The sequence below is a fragment of the Corallococcus aberystwythensis genome, from assembly GCF_003612165.1.
In the GTDB taxonomy this organism is placed as follows: domain Bacteria; phylum Myxococcota; class Myxococcia; order Myxococcales; family Myxococcaceae; genus Corallococcus; species Corallococcus aberystwythensis.
The window spans coordinates 1-17,053 of sequence record NZ_RAWK01000061.1 but is presented as its reverse complement, the minus strand read 5'-3'; the positions used below and the strand labels follow the sequence as shown (position 1 = coordinate 17,053).

The 17,053-nt window shown below is 70.8% G+C and carries 12 protein-coding genes and 1 pseudogene; 7 read left to right on the top strand and 6 right to left on the bottom strand.

What is annotated here, in order from left to right; genetic code table 11:
- Window positions 1-2: 2 nt before the first annotated feature.
- Window positions 3-719, bottom strand: coding sequence for a type 1 glutamine amidotransferase domain-containing protein (locus D7W81_RS12390; RefSeq protein ID WP_120555565.1), 717 nt, complete (start codon window positions 717-719; stop codon window positions 3-5).
- A 100-nt stretch (window positions 720-819) separates the two neighbouring features.
- Between D7W81_RS12390 and D7W81_RS12385 the strand changes: the two genes are divergently transcribed.
- Both D7W81_RS12385 and D7W81_RS12380 read left to right on the top strand, forming a co-directional pair.
- Window positions 820-1,725, top strand: coding sequence for a LysR family transcriptional regulator (locus D7W81_RS12385; protein ID WP_120555564.1), 906 nt, complete (start codon window positions 820-822; stop codon window positions 1,723-1,725).
- A 209-nt stretch (window positions 1,726-1,934) separates the two neighbouring features.
- A complete protein-coding gene (locus D7W81_RS12380; protein ID WP_120555563.1) occupies window positions 1,935-2,474 on the top strand; it encodes a DUF5666 domain-containing protein in 540 nt (179 codons plus the stop codon).
- Here D7W81_RS12380 and D7W81_RS12375 read toward each other — a convergent pair whose 3' ends face one another.
- From D7W81_RS12375 to D7W81_RS12360, 4 genes are all read right to left on the bottom strand, one after another.
- Complete coding sequence (locus D7W81_RS12375; RefSeq protein ID WP_244227163.1) at window positions 2,475-4,712, bottom strand: lamin tail domain-containing protein; 2,238 nt, start codon at window positions 4,710-4,712, stop codon at window positions 2,475-2,477.
- A 172-nt stretch (window positions 4,713-4,884) separates the two neighbouring features.
- Entirely contained in the window at window positions 4,885-6,888 is a 2,004-nt protein-coding gene (locus D7W81_RS12370; protein WP_120555562.1) for a lamin tail domain-containing protein, read from the bottom strand.
- Window positions 6,889-7,028: 140 nt separating this feature from the next.
- Window positions 7,029-8,453 (bottom strand): IgA Peptidase M64, encoded by a 1,425-nt coding sequence (locus D7W81_RS12365; protein WP_120555561.1) that lies wholly within the window; start codon window positions 8,451-8,453, stop codon window positions 7,029-7,031.
- Between the two features lie 61 nt (window positions 8,454-8,514).
- Window positions 8,515-10,053, bottom strand: coding sequence for a PEGA domain-containing protein (locus D7W81_RS12360; RefSeq protein WP_120555587.1), 1,539 nt, complete (start codon window positions 10,051-10,053; stop codon window positions 8,515-8,517).
- 314 nt (window positions 10,054-10,367) lie between these two features.
- Here D7W81_RS12360 and D7W81_RS12355 point away from each other — a divergent pair, with 314 nt between their 5' ends.
- Window positions 10,368-11,372: an SDR family NAD(P)-dependent oxidoreductase gene (locus D7W81_RS12355; protein ID WP_120555560.1), complete on the top strand. Its 1,005-nt coding sequence runs from the start codon at window positions 10,368-10,370 to the stop codon at window positions 11,370-11,372.
- Window positions 11,373-11,458: 86 nt separating this feature from the next.
- Window positions 11,459-12,460, top strand: a complete 1,002-nt coding sequence (locus D7W81_RS12350; RefSeq protein WP_120555559.1) for a diacylglycerol/lipid kinase family protein — start codon at window positions 11,459-11,461, stop codon at window positions 12,458-12,460.
- Window positions 12,461-12,593: 133 nt separating this feature from the next.
- On the opposite strand, the gene D7W81_RS12345 is transcribed toward D7W81_RS12350, so the two are convergent.
- Window positions 12,594-13,814 (bottom strand): FadR/GntR family transcriptional regulator, encoded by a 1,221-nt coding sequence (locus D7W81_RS12345; protein ID WP_120555558.1) that lies wholly within the window; start codon window positions 13,812-13,814, stop codon window positions 12,594-12,596.
- Between the two features lie 372 nt (window positions 13,815-14,186).
- Here D7W81_RS12345 and D7W81_RS12340 point away from each other — a divergent pair, with 372 nt between their 5' ends.
- From D7W81_RS12340 to D7W81_RS12330, 3 genes and pseudogenes are all read left to right on the top strand, one after another.
- On the top strand, window positions 14,187-14,876 hold the full coding sequence (locus D7W81_RS12340) for an NUDIX hydrolase (RefSeq protein WP_120555557.1): 690 nt from the start codon (window positions 14,187-14,189) through the stop codon (window positions 14,874-14,876).
- A 180-nt stretch (window positions 14,877-15,056) separates the two neighbouring features.
- Entirely contained in the window at window positions 15,057-15,860 is an 804-nt protein-coding gene (locus D7W81_RS12335; RefSeq protein ID WP_120555556.1) for a protein phosphatase 2C domain-containing protein, read from the top strand.
- A 4-nt stretch (window positions 15,861-15,864) separates the two neighbouring features.
- A pseudogene (locus tag D7W81_RS12330) lies at window positions 15,865-17,053 on the top strand (hypothetical protein); the annotation flags it as partial.

Below are 17,053 nucleotides of genomic sequence, written 5' to 3'. Positions count from 1 at the left end.
CTTCAGCCCTTGGGGGCCGGGGCCTGCTTCTTCTCGGCCAGGGCCTTGAGGACCTCCTGCGCGGTGGCGGCGGAGGACGCGGGGTTCTGCCCCGTGACGAGCCGCCCGTCGCGCACCGTGAAGCTCTTCCACAGCGGGCCCGACTCGTAGCGGGCGCCCAGCTCACGCATCCGCGTCTCCAGCGCGAAGGGGACGATGGCGTCGAACTTCGCCGCCTGCTCCTCCGCGTTGCTGAAGGCCGCCACGCGCTTGCCCGCCACCAGCGGCTTGCCATCCGGACCCTTCACGCCCACCAGCGCCGCCGGGCCGTGGCAGACCGCCGCCACCACCGCGCCCCGCGCGTAGCCCGCGGACAGCAACTGGTGCGTGGGCGTGTGCCGCGACAGGTCCCACATCACGCCGTGCCCGCCCACCACGAAGTACGCGTCGTACGTGTCCTTCACCTGGGCGAGCACCTTCGTGTTCGCCAGCTTCTTCGTCGCCTCGGCGTCCGCGAGGAAGGCGCGCGTGTCGTCCGTCTGCTCCTTCTCGCTGCGCGGGTCGACGGGCGCCTTGCCACCCAGCGGCGACGCGATGTCCACCTGGGCGCCGGCCTTGACGAACTGCTCGTACGGCGCGGCGAGCTCCTCCAACCAGAAGCCCGTCTTCTCTCCGGTGCTCCCGAACTGCGAGTGGCTGGTGACGATGAGCAGGACCTTCACGGCGGTCAGCGCTTCCATGGGGTGTCTCCCTCAAGCCCCTGTCCATGGGGCGATGGGGGAGGAATACGTCCCGGACGTGCCCAAGAAAACCGAGAGCCTCTTCACATAAACTGAAGCCATGCTTGGCAATCACGAAGCGCTCTGGACGCTGTGGGAGGTGAGCCGGGCGGGCACGCACGCGGCCGCGGCCTCACGCCTGGGCATCACCGCCTCCGCGGTGGGCCAGCAGCTCAAGGCATTGGAGCGGCACGCGGGCGTGGCGTTGTTCGAGCGGGTGGGGCGCCGGGCCCGGCTCACCCCGGCGGGGGCCGCCCTCGTGGCTCGGCTGGAGGAGCACCTGCCCGCGCTGGACGCGGCGCTGAACGCGGCCTCCGAAGCCCAGCGCGCGGTGCGCGGCGAGGTGTCCCTGGGAGGCCCCTGGCCCTTCTTCCGGTACTGGCTCCGGCCCCGCCTGCCGGGCCTGTTGGCGAGCCACCCGGAGCTGCGCCTCAACGTGCGCTTCGACGTGCCCAGCCGCGTGTCCCGGCTGTTGCTGGAGGGGTCCCTGGACCTGGGCATCCTCGGGCTGTTGCCGGACGCGCCGGGATTGGAGGTCCGGCCGGTGGCCCAGGAGGAGTTCGTCGCCGTGGCCGCGCCTTCGTACCTGAAGCGGTGGGGCACGCCGCGTGGGGCCCGTGACTACGGTGCGCACCGGTTCATCGCCTTCGACGCGGACCTGGCGATGCTGGCGCCGTGGTGGCGCGCCACCTTCGGGCCGAAAGAGCCCCTGCCGGCGCAGGTGGTGTGCCGCGTCGCGAACCTGGACGAGATGCTGGCCCTGGTGGAGGCGGGCGTGGGGCTGGCGGTGTTGCCCGACTACCTGGTGGCGCCCGCCGTGCGGGAGAAGCGGGTCGTGACGCTCACGCCGGAGCCGGGCCGGCGTTCCGCGCGGCGCCCTCGGGGAACGCTCTACGTCGCGTGGCGCAAGGCCGCGGCACCCACGGCGCGCTTCCTCGCGGTGCGCGACTGGCTGCTGGCCAGGTAGGTGCTGACGTTGCAGGCCGCGCGTGCCCGCCTGCCCTCCAGCCAGCAATCAGGTCATTCCAGGCAGCCAGGCCCAGGCCCGCGCGGTCGTGGTTCCCCAAAGGGCTGGGTGTCCGCATCTTTACCGTGGGGAGAGCGGGCTCGTGCCATGACGGAGGTGAACTCCGTGGGGATGCGGGCCCCTTTGCACGACGCGGGAGGACGTGACCCATGCGGAGACTGCGCGGGACGGCGGGCCTGCTGGTGATGGGCCTGGTGGGACTCGGAGGGCTGTCGGCGTGCAACGGCGGCGAGCCGGGGCACGACCGCCCTTCCGCGAAGCACCGTGAAGGACGCTCGGAGGTCCTGCGCGGGCTGATGGCCTCCAAGGAGACCGTGGATCCGAAGGCCCTGAAGACCGCGGGCGCGGAGGCGAAGGGCGAGGCGGCTCCTGCTCCCGCTCCGGAGGGAACGGGCGGCTCCGGCCAGCAGCCGCGCCCCATGGGCTGGGCCGCGGGCCGGGTGTCCTGGGTAGGCGACGACGAATTGCTCTTCGTGGACGGCCAAGGTCAGGAGCAGGAGGTCTTCGTGGACGAAGCCACGCGGCTCAAGCGCGACGACGAGAACGCGCAGCTGCGCGACCTGAGCGAGGGCGATGAGATTCGCGTCTCCTACGAGGACCAGGGCCAGGAGTGGATCGCCCGGGAGGTGGAGGCGGTACCCGAGCGCAAGACGCCCGGGCCCAACCCCGAGTCCCCGCCGCTGCGCTGACTAGAACGCGCCCCCGTCCGAGCGCCGGCCCGGTGAGGACTGAAGCCCGGGAGTCAGCGTGGTGTGCAGCACGAAGCCCGCGTCCGGCGACAGGTCCGGGGAACGGTTGATGGACACCGCGTCCACGGTGCTGAAGTACTCGACGCTGTCCACGACGCCGCCGTCCGCGCGCTTGAGCTGCACGATGTCGGAGCTGTTGTTGAGGCCCAGCATCCCGCTGGAGGACGCGACCGTGTCGGGCGTGCCAGGAGTGAAGCCCTCGGGCCCACCGAAGACGACCAGGGGCCGCCCCGGCTGCAACACCGTGCCCGGGGCGAAGACGTGCTGCCAGTTGATGGCGTCCCACAGGCTCCAGCCAGACAGGTCCACCGGGGCGGAGCCCGCGTTGTAGAGCTCCACGAACTCATGCGCGGTGCCGCCGGGGAGCGCGGGCTCGTTGGCGAGCACCTCGTTGATGAACACGCGAGGCGCCGTGCGCGTGAACCAGATGCGGCCAGGGGTCATGTCGAAGCGCGACGCGTTGGCCGTGTCCACCACGCGCAAGCGCACCAGGTCGCTCTCCACATCAGGCACGGTCCACGCGAACGTGCCCGCGTCCGCGCGCACGGAAGGGGCGACGACCGCCCAGGTGTTGCCGCCGTCATAGGTGGCCTCGATGCGCACGGTGTCCATGCCCGCCGAGCGCCACGTGAGCGTCAACGGCGTACCCACGACGAACGTGCCGCCCAGGGGCGCGGTGACCCGTACGCGCGGGCCGGGAACGCCGCTCAGGTCGTAGCGCGTGAGCACGGGGTAATGGTCGCTGACGGTGTGGGCGTAGTCGGGGATGAATGAGTCGGGCCGGAGCACCTGGACGCCGCCGGGCACTGCGTCCACGGCCACCTCGTCGGTGACGAGCGCGTGGTCGATGACCTCGTCGTACTCCGTGGTGGTGTAGCGGTTGGAGTCGGTCAGCACCTGCGTGAGGAAGGTGTAGTGCGTGGGGTCGCCCAGGAAGTTCGCGAAGGGCGTGGGCAGCGCGACGCCGTTCTGCGTGGAGATGGAGTGGTCCAGGTCATCGTTCCAGTCTCCGATGACGAGCACGCGGGCCTCGGGCAGCCACTGGTCCAGGTAGCTCTTGAGGGCGGTCGCGGAGCGCTGGCGCTGGCCATAGGACGTCATGTCCTCGAAGGCCTTCATGTGCGTGACGATGATGACCAGCGGCGCGTCCTCGCCGTGGATGCGGGTGGTGAAGTCCACGCGCAGCGGCGGGCGTCCACCGAAGTCCGCGGCCTGCGCGGTGAGGATGACCTGGGCGTTGCGGTAGGTGAGGGTGCTGTCGTAGAGGATGCCGGGCTTCTGCTCGCCAGCGGAGTACAGCGACGCGCCGCTGAGGACGTAGGCGGTGTTGTTGGCAAGGAAGCCGCTGTAGTTGCCGGGCAGCCCCGCCTTGAGGGTGTTGAAGTCCGCGGTGTCCACCATCTCCACCAGGCCCCAGACGTGAGCGCCCGCGCCGCGGATGACGTCCGTCGCCCCCGCGACCTGGATGTCGTCGGGCACGCCGCCGTCGGAGGTGGAGTTGGCCGGGCCCTGGTTGGGCGCGCCGAACCACTCCAGGTTCCAGTGGCCCACGGTGAGCAGCGTGAGGGGCGGCTGCACCAGCACCACCACCTGCGCGGACGCAGTGCTGCCCTCCGCGTCACGCACGGTGGCGGTGAAGATCGTCGTGCCCGCGGCGGTGGGGGTGCCGGACAGGGCGCCGTCCGTGGAGAGGGTCAGCCCCGCGGCCAGCGTGCCCGTGAAGCTCCAGGTGAACGGCGCCCGGCCGCCCGAGGCGCTGAGCCTCGCGGCATAGGGTTGCCCCACGCGTCCGTCCCCCAGCCCCGGGGACTCCACCCGCAGCGCTGGAATCGCGCCGCCATCCGGCACGCCGCCATCGCCCTGCGCGCCGCCGTCGGAGGGCAGACCGCCGTCACCCTGCGTGCCTCCGTCGGAGGGCAGACCGCCACCGTCGGGCACGCCGCCATCGGTGGATGCGCCTGCATCGCCAGCCACGCCGCCATCGACGAGCACGCCTCCATCCGTGGATGCGCCTCCATCGCCGGGCACGCCGCTGTCGGATGCACCGCCATCACCAGGCACGCCGCTGTCGGAAGGCACACCGCTGTCGGGAGGCACACCGGGCGTCGGAGGCGTGGAGCCGGGACACGCGGCGAGCAGCAGGGCGAGCAGGGGCGCGACGATGCGAGGAAGGGACATGGAAGCCATCCGGCCCAGACGCCGGAAAGGGACCGTGGCCCACCGCGATGACGGGCGGCGCATCCCCATGACACCCAGCGTGACACATCCCCCTGTCATCCATGAAGAAGGGCCGCGCTCACCTGGTCGGTGAACGCGGCCCCTCGTCACATCAAGGTGTCAGGCGCGACGACTACGGCGTCGGGCCACCCGGGGTCACGGTGCCCACGAACGCGAAGTCCGCGTTGTTGTTGTTCGTGTCGTTGCCGTTCGGGCTGCGCTGCAGCGAGCCCGCGGCGGAGTTCGAGTCCGAGGCGACGGTGCGCGCGCCCTCCTCGAAGTTCAGGGACTTGGGACCCGTGGCCGTGGTGATGGTGAACGTGCTGTTCTGGGGATTGCTGCTGGCCGTCTCGTAGAAGACGCTGTCGAGGAGCGTGCCCGCCGCGTTGTCGAGCAGGCCCACGCCGTCACCGGTGCCGTTCTGGATGATGTCGGCGTTCGTACCCGAGGACGACTTGATGATCAGCCGCAGCGTGCCCGCCGGCAGGGTCGCCGTGGTGAAGTACGGCTCGGGCGCCGCGACGATGTAGCCGCCCGCGGGCAGCGACGTGACCGCGTTGCCCTGCGCGTCCTTGACGTCGGACAGGTTGAACATCAGGTACTCGCTGCGCGGCGTGGAGGTGGAGTCGCCGTTCACGAACACCAGCTTGACGTTGGTCAGGTCCGCCGCCGCGGTGCCGCGGTTGTAGATCTCCAGGAACTCCGCGTTGTCGGTGCCCACGTTGTCGTAGTCGATCTCATTGATGACCAGCGACGGGCCCGTCGGAGGAGGCGTCAGGCCGGTGAAGGTCGCGCTCTTGGCCGAGGCGTCCACGGCCTTGCCAGCGACGTCCGTCACCTCGCCGTTCACGGTCACCGTGTACTGCGTGCCAGCCGTCAGGTCCGCCGTGGTCAGCGAGACCAGGTTGCCCGCCGCCGCCGCCGCGGAGATGGCCACGGTCGGCGTGATGCCGAAGTCCGCCGCCTGCACGCTGGCCGCGTTGAGCTTGCGGTCGAACGTCAGTCGCACTTCCGTGCCGCTCAGCGGACGCGCCTCGGTGAGCTTCGGGGCGGGGCACGAGGTGACGGTGAGCTGGCTCGGCGCGAACACGGACACCTGGGGCTGGGCGTTGAAGCGCCAGACAATGCCGGTGGGCACGGCCACATCGCAGCCCGAGGACAGGTCCAGGTCCGTGGACAGGGCGGTGGGCACGCGCAGCAGCAGGGGGCTGGGGGACGGCTCGCCCGTGGTGGCCACAGGGAAGGCCGTGAAGGCCGCGCCGCTGCCAGTGCCCGCCGCCAGCTTGCCGGACACGGTGACGATGCGGCTCTCGTAGGTGTTGGTCGTGCCGGCGTCCTCGAAGGTGCTGACGGCGTTCGCGTCCACCTTCAGGCCCGCGGGCGACGCGGTGTTCAGGTTCCACACCCCGTGGTTCTTGCTCACCACGGTCAGGTCCGTGACGGCCTTCGCCACGTTGAGGTTGCTGATGATCTCCTTCTCCGTGACGTTCAGCGTCACGCGGTCACCCACGGCGACCGCCGTGGGGGACGCGGAGCCGCGCACGAACATCGCCGGCCCGTTGGCCTCGGCCTGCAGGAAGAAGCCGGAGGCCTCCGTGGCCGCGCTGCCCGCGACCTCGGGCTTGATGAAGGTCACGAACGCGCCGCTCACGATCTGCGGCGTGGCCAGCACACCCGCCGGGGCCGCGACGAACGCGGCGATCTGCGCGCTCGTATCCGCGGGAGGCGTGGCGACGCTGGAGGGCGTGCAGGTGTTCGCCTCGACGTCGCAGGACTCCGTCAGGGCGCAGGCCGGGTTGCACGACTGGGGGGCCGTGCCGGCGTCCGTCGTGGTGCCCGCGTCCGTCGTGGTGCCCGCGTCCGTCGTGGTGCCGGCATCCGTGCCCGCGTCCGTGCCGGCGTCCGTCGTGGTGCCCGCGTCCTCGTCCGTGCCCGCGTCCTCTTCCGGCGGGATGTTCAGCGTGCGCAGCTCGCACTTGTTCTCCACGCAGGCGTACGCCTGACCCGCGGGAGGCGCGCCCTTCTCACGACAGTCGAACTGATCGACACACTCGTCGCCGCAGCCCGTGCCAACCGTGACGAACACGGTGGTCACGAGCGCCGGCAGCCAGTTTCGCTTCAGGCTTCGCTTCAGCATGTGAATGCCTCCCTTGGGGTGTCCTGCTTGCAGATGGGGTCCCCCTTACACCCGAAAACCGAGGGGCGTCCATTTGGCCAACCACCTGCCACGTCCCCGTCACCCGAAAGGACGCTCAGGGGCCTGGGAATCGAAGGAAGTCAGGGACTCTTCCGTGCCGGGGGGGGCGAGGATGGACCCGCGTACAGGTCGATGACCTCGCTGATGCCGCGCTGGCACACCGCGCAGAAGGGCCCCCGGTCCCGGGTGAACATCACGCAGTCCGTCTGGGGCCGGAAGTACCCCTTCGCCTCGTAGTGCGCCCCCTCGAAGGCGCCCACCTTCCCGGAGACCTTCTGCGTGCCCAGGAATTTCTCCTCCCAGTCCCGCTGCGCCACGAAGAGCGCGTCCATCTCCGCTTCCGGTTTACGCTCCGCACGAATCTTCTGTCGCCGCTGCTGCACCTGCAGGGCGTGGGCGTCATAGGCGGGCTGGTTCCACGGCGTGGGCAGCGGGGTGCCGGGGGCCACCAGGTCCTTCCACTTGAGCCGGGCGGGGTCGTGGAGGGCGGTGACGTTCTTCTCCCAGGGCTCCACCCGCTCCGCGGGCGCGGCGCCGTAGATGGGGGCGGAGGTGTAGTACTCGTCCGCCAGCCCCGCGAAGTGGTGGCCGAACTCGTGGACGAAGACGTAGGGCGCCCAGAAGCTGTCGGCGGCCACGGTGCTGAAGAGGTTGAAGATGCCGCCGCCGCCGTACGTGTTGCCGTTGGAGAGGATCTCCACGAACTCGTAGGGCGCGAAGGCGGCGGTGTCGCGCAGCGCTTCGTTGTCGAAGGTGAGGATGTAGCGCTCGGCGCCGAAGGCGTCGTAGGTGGAGCCCAGGGGCGGGCGGCGGTGGATGCCGGTGGAGGGCCGCGAGATGCCGGACTCGGCCGCCTTGGGCATCAGCCCCCAGACGTTGAAGTCCGCCTTGCGCTCCTTGAAGGGGGAATAGCTGAAGAGGATGTCCACCAGCTTGCGCGCGTCCTTCTCGAACTTGGCGCGCTCGGCCTCCGTGTAGCCATCCCCCAGGATGAGGAAGTCCACCTTGTCCTGCGGCGGCCCGTTCTCCAGCAGCTTGAGCAGCGGGCCCGGCGCGGGCGGCGAGGACGGGTCCACGAAGGGGTCCTTCGGATCCACCTTCACGGACCAGATTTCGCGGAAGGCGTTCTGCGCGTCGCGCTTCTTCAGGAGGACCTGGACGGGGCGGTCCGGCGAGGGGAAGCGCAGCGACTCGCTGAAGGTGCGGTGGGACTGCTTCGCCTCGTCCGTCAGCTCCCACTCGCCGAAGATGGAGGCGAAGCCGCGCGAATACAGGAGCCGGTTCGTCCCCTGGTCCCGCACCTCGAAGAGGTACTTGCCCAGGTTCGTCTCGTCGATGGCCCTCGCCGGGTGGCCCGGCCAGGGCAGGGGCTCCACCACCAGCCGCTCCAGGCTGAAGCGCTCCTCGGTGGCGTTGCCGGTGTGGAAGTAGTCGACGCGGAACGTCCGGGGCGCGGCGAGGGCGGTGCTCGCCGTGAACAGCAACAACAGGAGGGAAGCGCGCATGGGGCGCGACTCTACGCGCCCGCTGCTTCCCGGCCAGGAACGTCCGGCCGGGAATGTCCCCTCAGAACGATCCGGACACGCTCGCCGCCGCGCCCGTCTCGTCCGCCGTCACGCCCAGCGTCACGGGCGCCGGCTCCGAGGGCGAGGACACGAGGAAGAGCACCGCCCCGGTGACGACCGCAGCGCCTCCGCCCACGAGCAGCCCCGTCATGATGTGGCTCTTGCCCACCAGCGAGTCGCGCAGCGCGACGGCCCGCGCGTCCGTGCTCACCAGCTGGCCGCCGTTGGCCGCGCGGCGGTCCTCCAGGCCGTTCAGGTCCTTCTGGGCCAGCAGCCGCACCACGCCCGCGCCGCCCAGTGCCGCCACGCCCGCGCCCACCGCCACGTACGACGCCGTGCGCAGGCCCGTCCGGGGGCCGGGCGCGTCGCTGGCCGCGTCCTCCGACAGGAGATTGGGGGCGGTGAGGTCCGCGCCGGTGCCCGAGCCGGACGTGCCCCGTGCGCTGCCCGCGTCCCAGGGCGCCTTGCCGTTGGCGTTGTTCATCACCACGAGGTTGGAGGGCGAGCGCCCCGTGGTGACGAAGTCCACCAGCGCGGAGAGCGCCTCACCGGGCGCGTCCAGGCCCTGCGTCTTGAAGCCGCCCTCGCGCAGCTTCTGCCCGCCGTCGACGTTGAGCACCGTGGCGGCGAACCACTTGGGCCCGCTGCTGGGGCGCTCCAGCCGCACGACGATGACCTCCTCCACGCCCAGCGTGCCGCCCAGGCGCACCGCGTGGCTCCAGGTGCGCTCCTCGTTGCCGTCCGCGGCGGACAGGCACGGGAAGGGCGCGGCCGTCACGGACCCCTCGTACGCCAGGTCCACCAGCAGCGGCGTGTCCGCCCCCTGCGCCTGCACCTGCCGGGGGAAGCTCACCGCGTCCCCCTTCACCATGGACAGCTCGTACGCCCCGGCGGGCAGCTCCAGCGTGAGCGGCGTCTGCCCGACGCTCAAGCCCTCCAGGTACACGTCCGACGCGGGCAGGGTGGACTTCAGGGACAGCTTCACCTTCGGCGTCCGGGCCAGGTCGCGGCGCAGCTTCTCGAAGGCCTGCCGGATGGAGGGCGCGTACTGGTCCGGATCCAGCTGGTACTTCGGCTGGAGGCGCAGCACCTGGAGGAAGGCCGCGTCGCTGTCCTTCGTCTTCCCCAGCGCCCGGTGGTTGAGGCCGTGCAGGAGCTGCGCGTGGGCGAAGAGCTTCCAGCGCGGCTCGCCCGGCGGCAGGCGGCGGATGTCGCGCAGGGCATCGTCCAGGAACTGGGACGCGCGGGCGTTGCGGCCCTCGTAGAACTGGTCCTGCGCGGCGTCCAGCTGGCGCTGGAGGTCCTCGAAGGAGCGCGAGGAGGCGGGGAAGAGGCGCTCGGCGAACTCGGGGGCGCCCAGCAGGTGCTGTTCGGGGCGGGCGCGCAGGGCGTCGTAGAACGCCTTGGACTGGCCGCTCAGCTCCGCGTCCCGGCAGTCGCCGCTGGAAACCACCAACCGGTGGGGTGCGGCCCGCGAGGCGGTGGCGCACAGCAGGCACAACAGCAGCGCGAACGCGGACGGCTTCGGACGGAAGGGCATGGTCACGTGGGTGTGGAAGGGATGGCCGGACCGGCGATGCAGGCCGCGTTCCGTCCTCTACCGGACTGTCCACCCTCCAGGCCAGCGCCCCCGGGCCACCGTCACCCGGTCCCGCACCTGGACCTCCGTCCGGATTCCGGGCCCCCTGCCTCGCTGGCTGCTCTCCGGGGGAGTCGCCGGTGGCCCGGGTAGGACGCCGGGAGCGTACCCACCTTGTCCGACGTGCGGCGTCATGGACGAGGCGCCCACCCGACCCTTTCGAACACTCGGGGCCCCCGGGGGGGCCGTCGAGCCCGTCACAAGGACCCCACTTCATGGATCGCATCTGGAAAGAAAAGGTCATCGTCATCACGGGCGCCTCCAGCGGCATTGGCCGGGCCACCGCGCTGCTGCTGGCGAAGAAGGGTGCCCACGTGGTCCTCGCCGCGCGCCGGGAGGACCCTTTGGAGGAGCTGGCGGCCGAGTGCGAGTCCCACGGCGTCCAGGCCCTGATGGTGCCCACGGACGTGTCGGACGCGGCGGCCGTGCGGAGGCTGGCGGAGGCGGCGGTGGATGCCTTCGGCCACTTCGACGGCTGGGTGAACAACGCGGGCGTCTACATGCTGGGCAGCCTGGAGGAGACGCCGGACGAGGCCTTCCGCCAGCTCATGGAGACCAACTTCTTCGGCACGGTGAGCGGCGCTCGCGCGGCGCTGGCGCAGTTCCGCCGTCAGGGCTACGGGACGCTCGTCAACGTGTCCTCCACCTTTGGCACCGTGCCCGCGCCGTACCTGAGCGCCTACGTGGCCTCCAAGTTCGCGGTGCGCGGCTTCTCCGCATCGCTGCGCCAGGAGCTGATGGGGACGGGCATCGACGTGTGCACGGTGATGCCCGCCGCCATCGACACGCCCCTGTGGCGCCACACCGCCAACTACACCGGCTGGCGCATCCGCCCGGTGGAGCCCGTCTACACGCCGGAGCGCGTGGCCCGCACCATCCTCCGCGTGCTGCGCCACCCGCAGGACGAGGTCATGGTCGGCGGCTCCGGGAAGAGCTTCTCGGCGATGCACGGCCTGCTCCCCGGCATGTTCGAGCACACCATGAAGTCCGGCACGGACGTGCTGCACTTCAAGAACAAGCGGCAGGGCCCCACCTCCGGCAACGTCTTCCGCCCCATGGCGGAGGGGGACTCGGCATCGGGCGGTTACCACGGCACCGGAAAAACTTGGCTGCGCCGTCTGCTGGTGGCCGGAGGACTGGCCGCCGCGGCGGTGACGCTGCGTCGGCGTGCGGCCGAGCGGCACCTGGAGGCCCGGCTGGCCCATGCCCTGGGGGTGTGATGACCCTATTCCAAAGGGGTGTCCCCATGTCGGGGCGCTTTTCGTGACGGGGCCATGACATGACCTGGGGAAGAGTCGCACCCGCCATGAACATCGCCGTCCTCGTCAATTTGCGTGCGCGTAAGGGAACCGAGGGGATGGGCGGGCTCGTCAGAGACCTGCTCCCCCGGGCCCGGGTGGCCCTCACCCGGTCGTTGGAAGAGGCGCGGGAGTGGGTGGACCAGCTGCGCCACGACCCGCCCAGCCTGCTGCTGGCGGGCGGAGGCGACGGCACCATCACCGGCCTGCTCAACGAGCTGCGCTCCCAGGGCGTGGCCCTGCCGGCCATTGGCGTGCTGCCCCTGGGCACGGGCAACGCCTGGGCTCGCGTTACCGGGGCGCCGCGTCCCCAGGTGGCCCTGAAGCAGATCGCCGCGTACGGCGAGCGCCTGCCGCCCCTGCGTCCCTTCTCGCTGGTGCGGGTGGAGGGCCGGGTGGCGCCCTTCGCGGGCACGGGCTGGGACGCGGAGATGATTCAGGACTTCAAGAACCAGCTCGCCTCCGCCGGGCCGCTCAAGAAGGCGCAGTCCGGCCTGCGCGGCTACATGGGCGCCATGTTCACGCGCACGGTGCCGCGCCACCTGTTCGGCGAGGGCAACCCGAATGTCTCCGTCTACAACCTGGGTGCGTCCGCGCTGACCATCGACGCGACGGGCGCGGTGCGGCCGGTGCCCAACGGCGGAGCGGGGCAGCTCCTGTACCAGGGCCCCGCGGGTGTAGCGGGCGCGGCGACGACGCCGGAGTGGGGCTTCGGCTTCAAGGCGTTCCCGTTCGCGCAGGCGGTGCCGCACAGGCTGTCGGTGCGCGTGTACGGCGCGGGCGTGATGGAGGCCACGCGCAACATGTTCCGCCTGTGGCGCGGCGAGCACCCCATGCCCCGCATGCACGACTTCTTCGTGGAGCGCCTGCGGATGGACTTCGACCGCGAGGTGCCCTTCCAGATGGGCGGCGACGTGCTGGGCATGCGCCGCTCGCTGGAGTTCGACCTGGCGGAGGAGAACGTCCAGCTGGTCGACTGGCGCCGCCTGAGCCGGCTCGTCGCCGTCTAGGGTGGTGGCCAGAGGTCCTCCGTTGCTTCATCCGGCGCGGAGGCATGGCTCGTGCGGATGCGTCCGAGTCAATCCACGCGATCACGCCCCAGCAGTGAGGGCGTGCGGCGGCGGCGCGAAAGGCTGTCGCCACTCACGAGGCAGGGGGGCCTGGGGAGCGGGCAATGAAGCGCCAGAGGTGTGCAGCCCATCGACGCAGGGGGCCGCGAAGCGATCCACCCCTCTTGTGACATGCCTCGCGAGATGAGGCGTTACAACCTGTCCAACAGCCGGACAGGTTTCCCAAGGCCGCGTTTGTCTCGGTCTCTCCGGTGCGCTTCCCATCGAGCTCGCATCGGGCGAGTTCCGGGACTGCCGAGAACAGCAGCGCCCCGCTATCGGGCCCCATGGAGAGGGCCCGTCCATGGGAACAGGGCGCAACTCCGAGCAGTTCGTTGGCTGGCGCGAGGCTGCCGACGCCACGCTCCTCCGTGCACGAGCGTGCCTCGAATGCATCGTCCTGAGCTGTAGCTGACGCGGAGGCGCGGAGATCATGCTCCTCAACACCGGCGCGTGCCGTGGGCACATCGTCCTGAGCGGAATCTGACGCAGGAGCGCCGGGGTTGCTCTCCTGGGCGTGGTCGCCGTCAGGGGACGCACGCTCCTGGGGAACAGGGGCGAATTGGTCGAGCACAAGCTCGTCGTACGTCTTCATCAGCGCCGGCAGCTGGTGCTGAAGAGCCTGGACGTCGCGCGCATACAGCGCATCCAACGCGCAGATGACCCACTGGCGCATCGCATCGCCGCCCATGAAGGGCAGCAGCCGGTCCGCGATGCCCCGGAAGGCCCGCTGCAGCGACTGGATGAGGAGCAGGTGCCCGGGCCGTGAAGCCACCTGGGCAGAAAGCCGCAGCAACTCAAACTCCAGCTGCGCGCAGCGCTCCTTGGGGTGGTACCAGCGCGCCGCGTCCTGGAGCGCGTAGCAGGTGCTCTCCAGCGGCCCCAGGGCCAAGTCGGAGGCATGCGCGCAGCAGTCGGAAAGCAGCTCCACCAGCACCTGCCGCTTGAGACTGAAGAAGCCCTCCAGAAGGCGCCGGGACTCCTGGGTGCGCGTGTCATGCAGCGCCAGCCCCAGGTTCTCCAGCGTCAGCGACTCGTCCAGCGCCACCGCGCGCGCCTGTCGCCCGGGACGCAACACCACCAGGCCCCGCGCCGCCAGCCGCCGCAAGGCCTCGCGCACCGTGCCCCGGCATACCCCATAGCGGCGCGCCATCTTCCGCTCCGAGGCCAACCCCCCATTCCTCGGCAGCCTCCTCAGCGCGATATCCCGCTCGAGCTGCTCCTCCACGTACGCCACCAGCCCCACCCTCACCATCCCCGCCTCCCTCCTCGCCCGATGCTTCGCCCATCCAACCAGATGGGTCTGACATGGACGCGAGGGGCATGCCTGCTGAGCCAGCGCGCCCCCGGGCCGGAAGGGGCGCGAACTGGTCCGACAGTCGGACCAGTTGGGCGGCGTCGCTTCCGGCAGGCGCCTCTGACGTGGGCCCATCCTGGCTTCCGCAACCACACTGTCGCGATTCACCACTTCGCTCCGCGCGGAGCGGCCTTCGCGGAAAAACGCCAGGTCGGAGGGGTTCACGAACGGCCAGAGACCTGTTCAGCCGTAGGGTGCCTTCCGTGAGTGCATGAAGGCGCTTGCCCGCACCGTGTCCTCTGGACACGATGCCGGCCGGAGGGTTTCCCCGTGAGCCACACCTATGAGTACCCGCGCCCGGCGGTGACGGTGGACTGCGTCGTCTTCGGGTTGGATGAGGAGGACCTCAAGGTGCTGCTCATCCAGCGCGGCGTGGAGCCCTATCAAGGCCGGTGGGCGCTGCCCGGTGGCTTCGTGCGCATGGAGGAGTCGCTGGAGGACGCTGCGCGCCGCGAGTTGGAGGAAGAAGCGGGCCTGCGCACCAGCCACCTGGAGCAGCTCTACACGTTCGGTGCTCCGGACCGCGACCCTCGAGGCCGCGTCATCACCGTGGCGTACTTCGCGCTGGTGAAGCTGTCCCAGCACCACCTCCAGGCGTCCACCGACGCGCGCGAGGCGGCGTGGTTCTCTGTCTGGGATACGCCGAAGCTCGCGTTCGACCATGCGGACGTGCTCACCACCGCGCTGCAGCGGCTCAAGGGCAAGGTGCGCTACCAGCCCATCGGGTTCGAGCTGCTGCCACCCAAGTTCACGCTGTCGCAGCTCCAGCGGCTCTACGAGACGGTGCTGGAGCGCGAGCTCGACAAGCGCAACTTCCGCAAGAAGATCCTCGCCATGGACCTGCTGGAGGAACTGGACGAGGTGGAGCAGGACGTCTCCCACCGCGCCGCGCGCCTCTACCGGTTCGACCACAAGAAGTACAAACAGCTCGAGAAGGCCGGCTTCAACTTCGAGCTGTAACCCCCACGCCTCCCGCTGACCTGGCACCTGCCGCTGACAGGTTGTCCCACGTCGCCTTGACTTCGTGTAATTCGGACACTATGTTGGTGTTGTAGGTACACGAAGTCGGGCGGCGTGGGGCCGTCCACTCGCCAGCAGGTTTCCGTGTCGTGCGTGCCCTTCGAGGGCCACGGGAGAGCCATGTCCACGCTGCCCTTCGAAGTCGCGGTGGGTTCGGTGCAGGGCCGGGAGCACGCGCGTTCGGGACGCAACAACCAGGACGCCGCCTGCGTCCGGGCGAGCGAGCACGGGCTGGTGGTGGTGGTGGCGGACGGGTGTGGCAGCCAGCCGTGCAGCGAGTTGGGGGCGCAGCTGGGCGTGCGGCGGCTGGCGCAGGCGACGCAGGCCCGGCTGGCGCGTGGCGAGGCGGTGGATGGCGCGGACTTCCTGCCGGGGCTGCGCGAGGACCTGTTGGGATTGATGGACGGCCTGGCGTCCGCGCTGGGGCGCGATGTGCTGGGGGACCTGCTCTTCACGCTGGTGGGGGCGGTCATGACGCCGGCGCACACGCTCGTCTTCTCGTCGGGGGATGGGGTGTGGATGCTCAATGGCGAGGTGCACGCGCTGGGGCCGTTTCCGGGCAACGCGCCGCCGTATCTCGCCTATGCGCTGCTGCGCGGTGAGGACGTGCCGTTGGAGCGCCGGGCACTGCTGCCCACCGAAGACGTGCACGCGCTGCTGGTGGGCACGGATGGGGTGGGGGACCTGCTGGGCCTCGCGCAGACGCGGCTGCCAGAGCGCGACGAGCCGGTGGGCTCACTGTCGCGGTTCTGGACGGAGGACCGGTACTTCACGAACCCGGACGCGGTGCGACGACGGCTGGCGCAGCTCAACCGCGAGTCGGTGCGCGCGGACTTCGCGGAGCGGCGGCTCTTGCGTGCGCCAGGGCTGCTGACGGACGACACCACGCTGGTGGTGCTGCGCCGCCGGATGGGGAGGGCGTGAGGCCATGGACGTCTGGCTCGAGGGCAAGAAGGTCCGGTTGGATCCGCAGCGGGCACTGGGCAAGGGCGGTGAGGCGGATGTGTATGACCTGGGTGATGGCCGCGCGCTCAAGGTCTTCAAGCGGCCCGAGCACCCGGACTACCTGGGCCTCGTGCCCGAGCAGGCCGCGGCGAAGGCCCGGCTCGCGGAGCACCAGCGCAAGCTGCGCGCGTTTCCCACGGGCCTGCCGGCTCGCGTGGTGACGCCGCAGACCCTGGCCACGGACAAGAAGGGCGTGGAGGTGCTGGGCTATGCGATGCGCAAGCTGGACGGCGTGGAGCCCTTGCGCCGGTGGAGTGAGCTGGCGTTCCGGCGCGCGGGAGGCAAGGCCTCGGACGCGGTGACGGTGCTGGCGGGGCTACACCGCGTGCTGGCGGCGGTGCATGCGGCCCGCGTGGTGGTGGGGGACTTCAACGACCTGAACGTGCTGACGGTGGGCACGGACGCGTACTTCATCGACGCGGACAGCTTCCAGTTCGGCGCCTTCCTCTGCCCGGTGTTCACGGAGAAGTTCCTGGACCCGCTGCGGTTGGACCCGGCCGCGCAGGCGCTGACGCCCGCTCGGCCGGCGACGGCGGAGAGTGATTGGTATGCCTTCGCCGTCACCGTGATGCAGTCGCTCCTGTGCGTGGGGCCGCAGGGCGGCATCCACAAGCCGAAGGCCGCCGGGGCCCGGCTGAACGCGGTGGGGCGGCTGCTCCAGCGCGTCACCGTATTCCACCCGGACGTGCAGTACCCCAAGCCCGCGCTGCCTCGGGCCACGCTGCCGGATGCGTTGTTGCATCTGTTCCATCAGGTCTTCGTGGAGGACCAGCGCGGTGCCTTCCCGCTGCCGGTGCTGGAGGGGCTTCGCTTCACGGTGTGCGCGTCGTGCGGCCTGGAGCATGCGCGGGCCGCGTGTCCCACGTGTCAGCCGCACGCGACGGTGGTGGCCACGCCGGTGTCGGCGGCGCGCGGGCAGGTGACGGCGAAGCGGAAGTTCACGACCCGCGGCGTGCTGGTGCACGCGAGCGCGGAGGACGGGACGGTGCGCTTCGTCTACCACGCGGACGGCGCGTACCGGCGCGAGGACGGGCGCACGGTGATGCTCGGCGCGCTGGACCCGTCGCTGCGCTGGGCGGTGCAGGGGGACGTGACGCTGCTGGGGCAGGGCG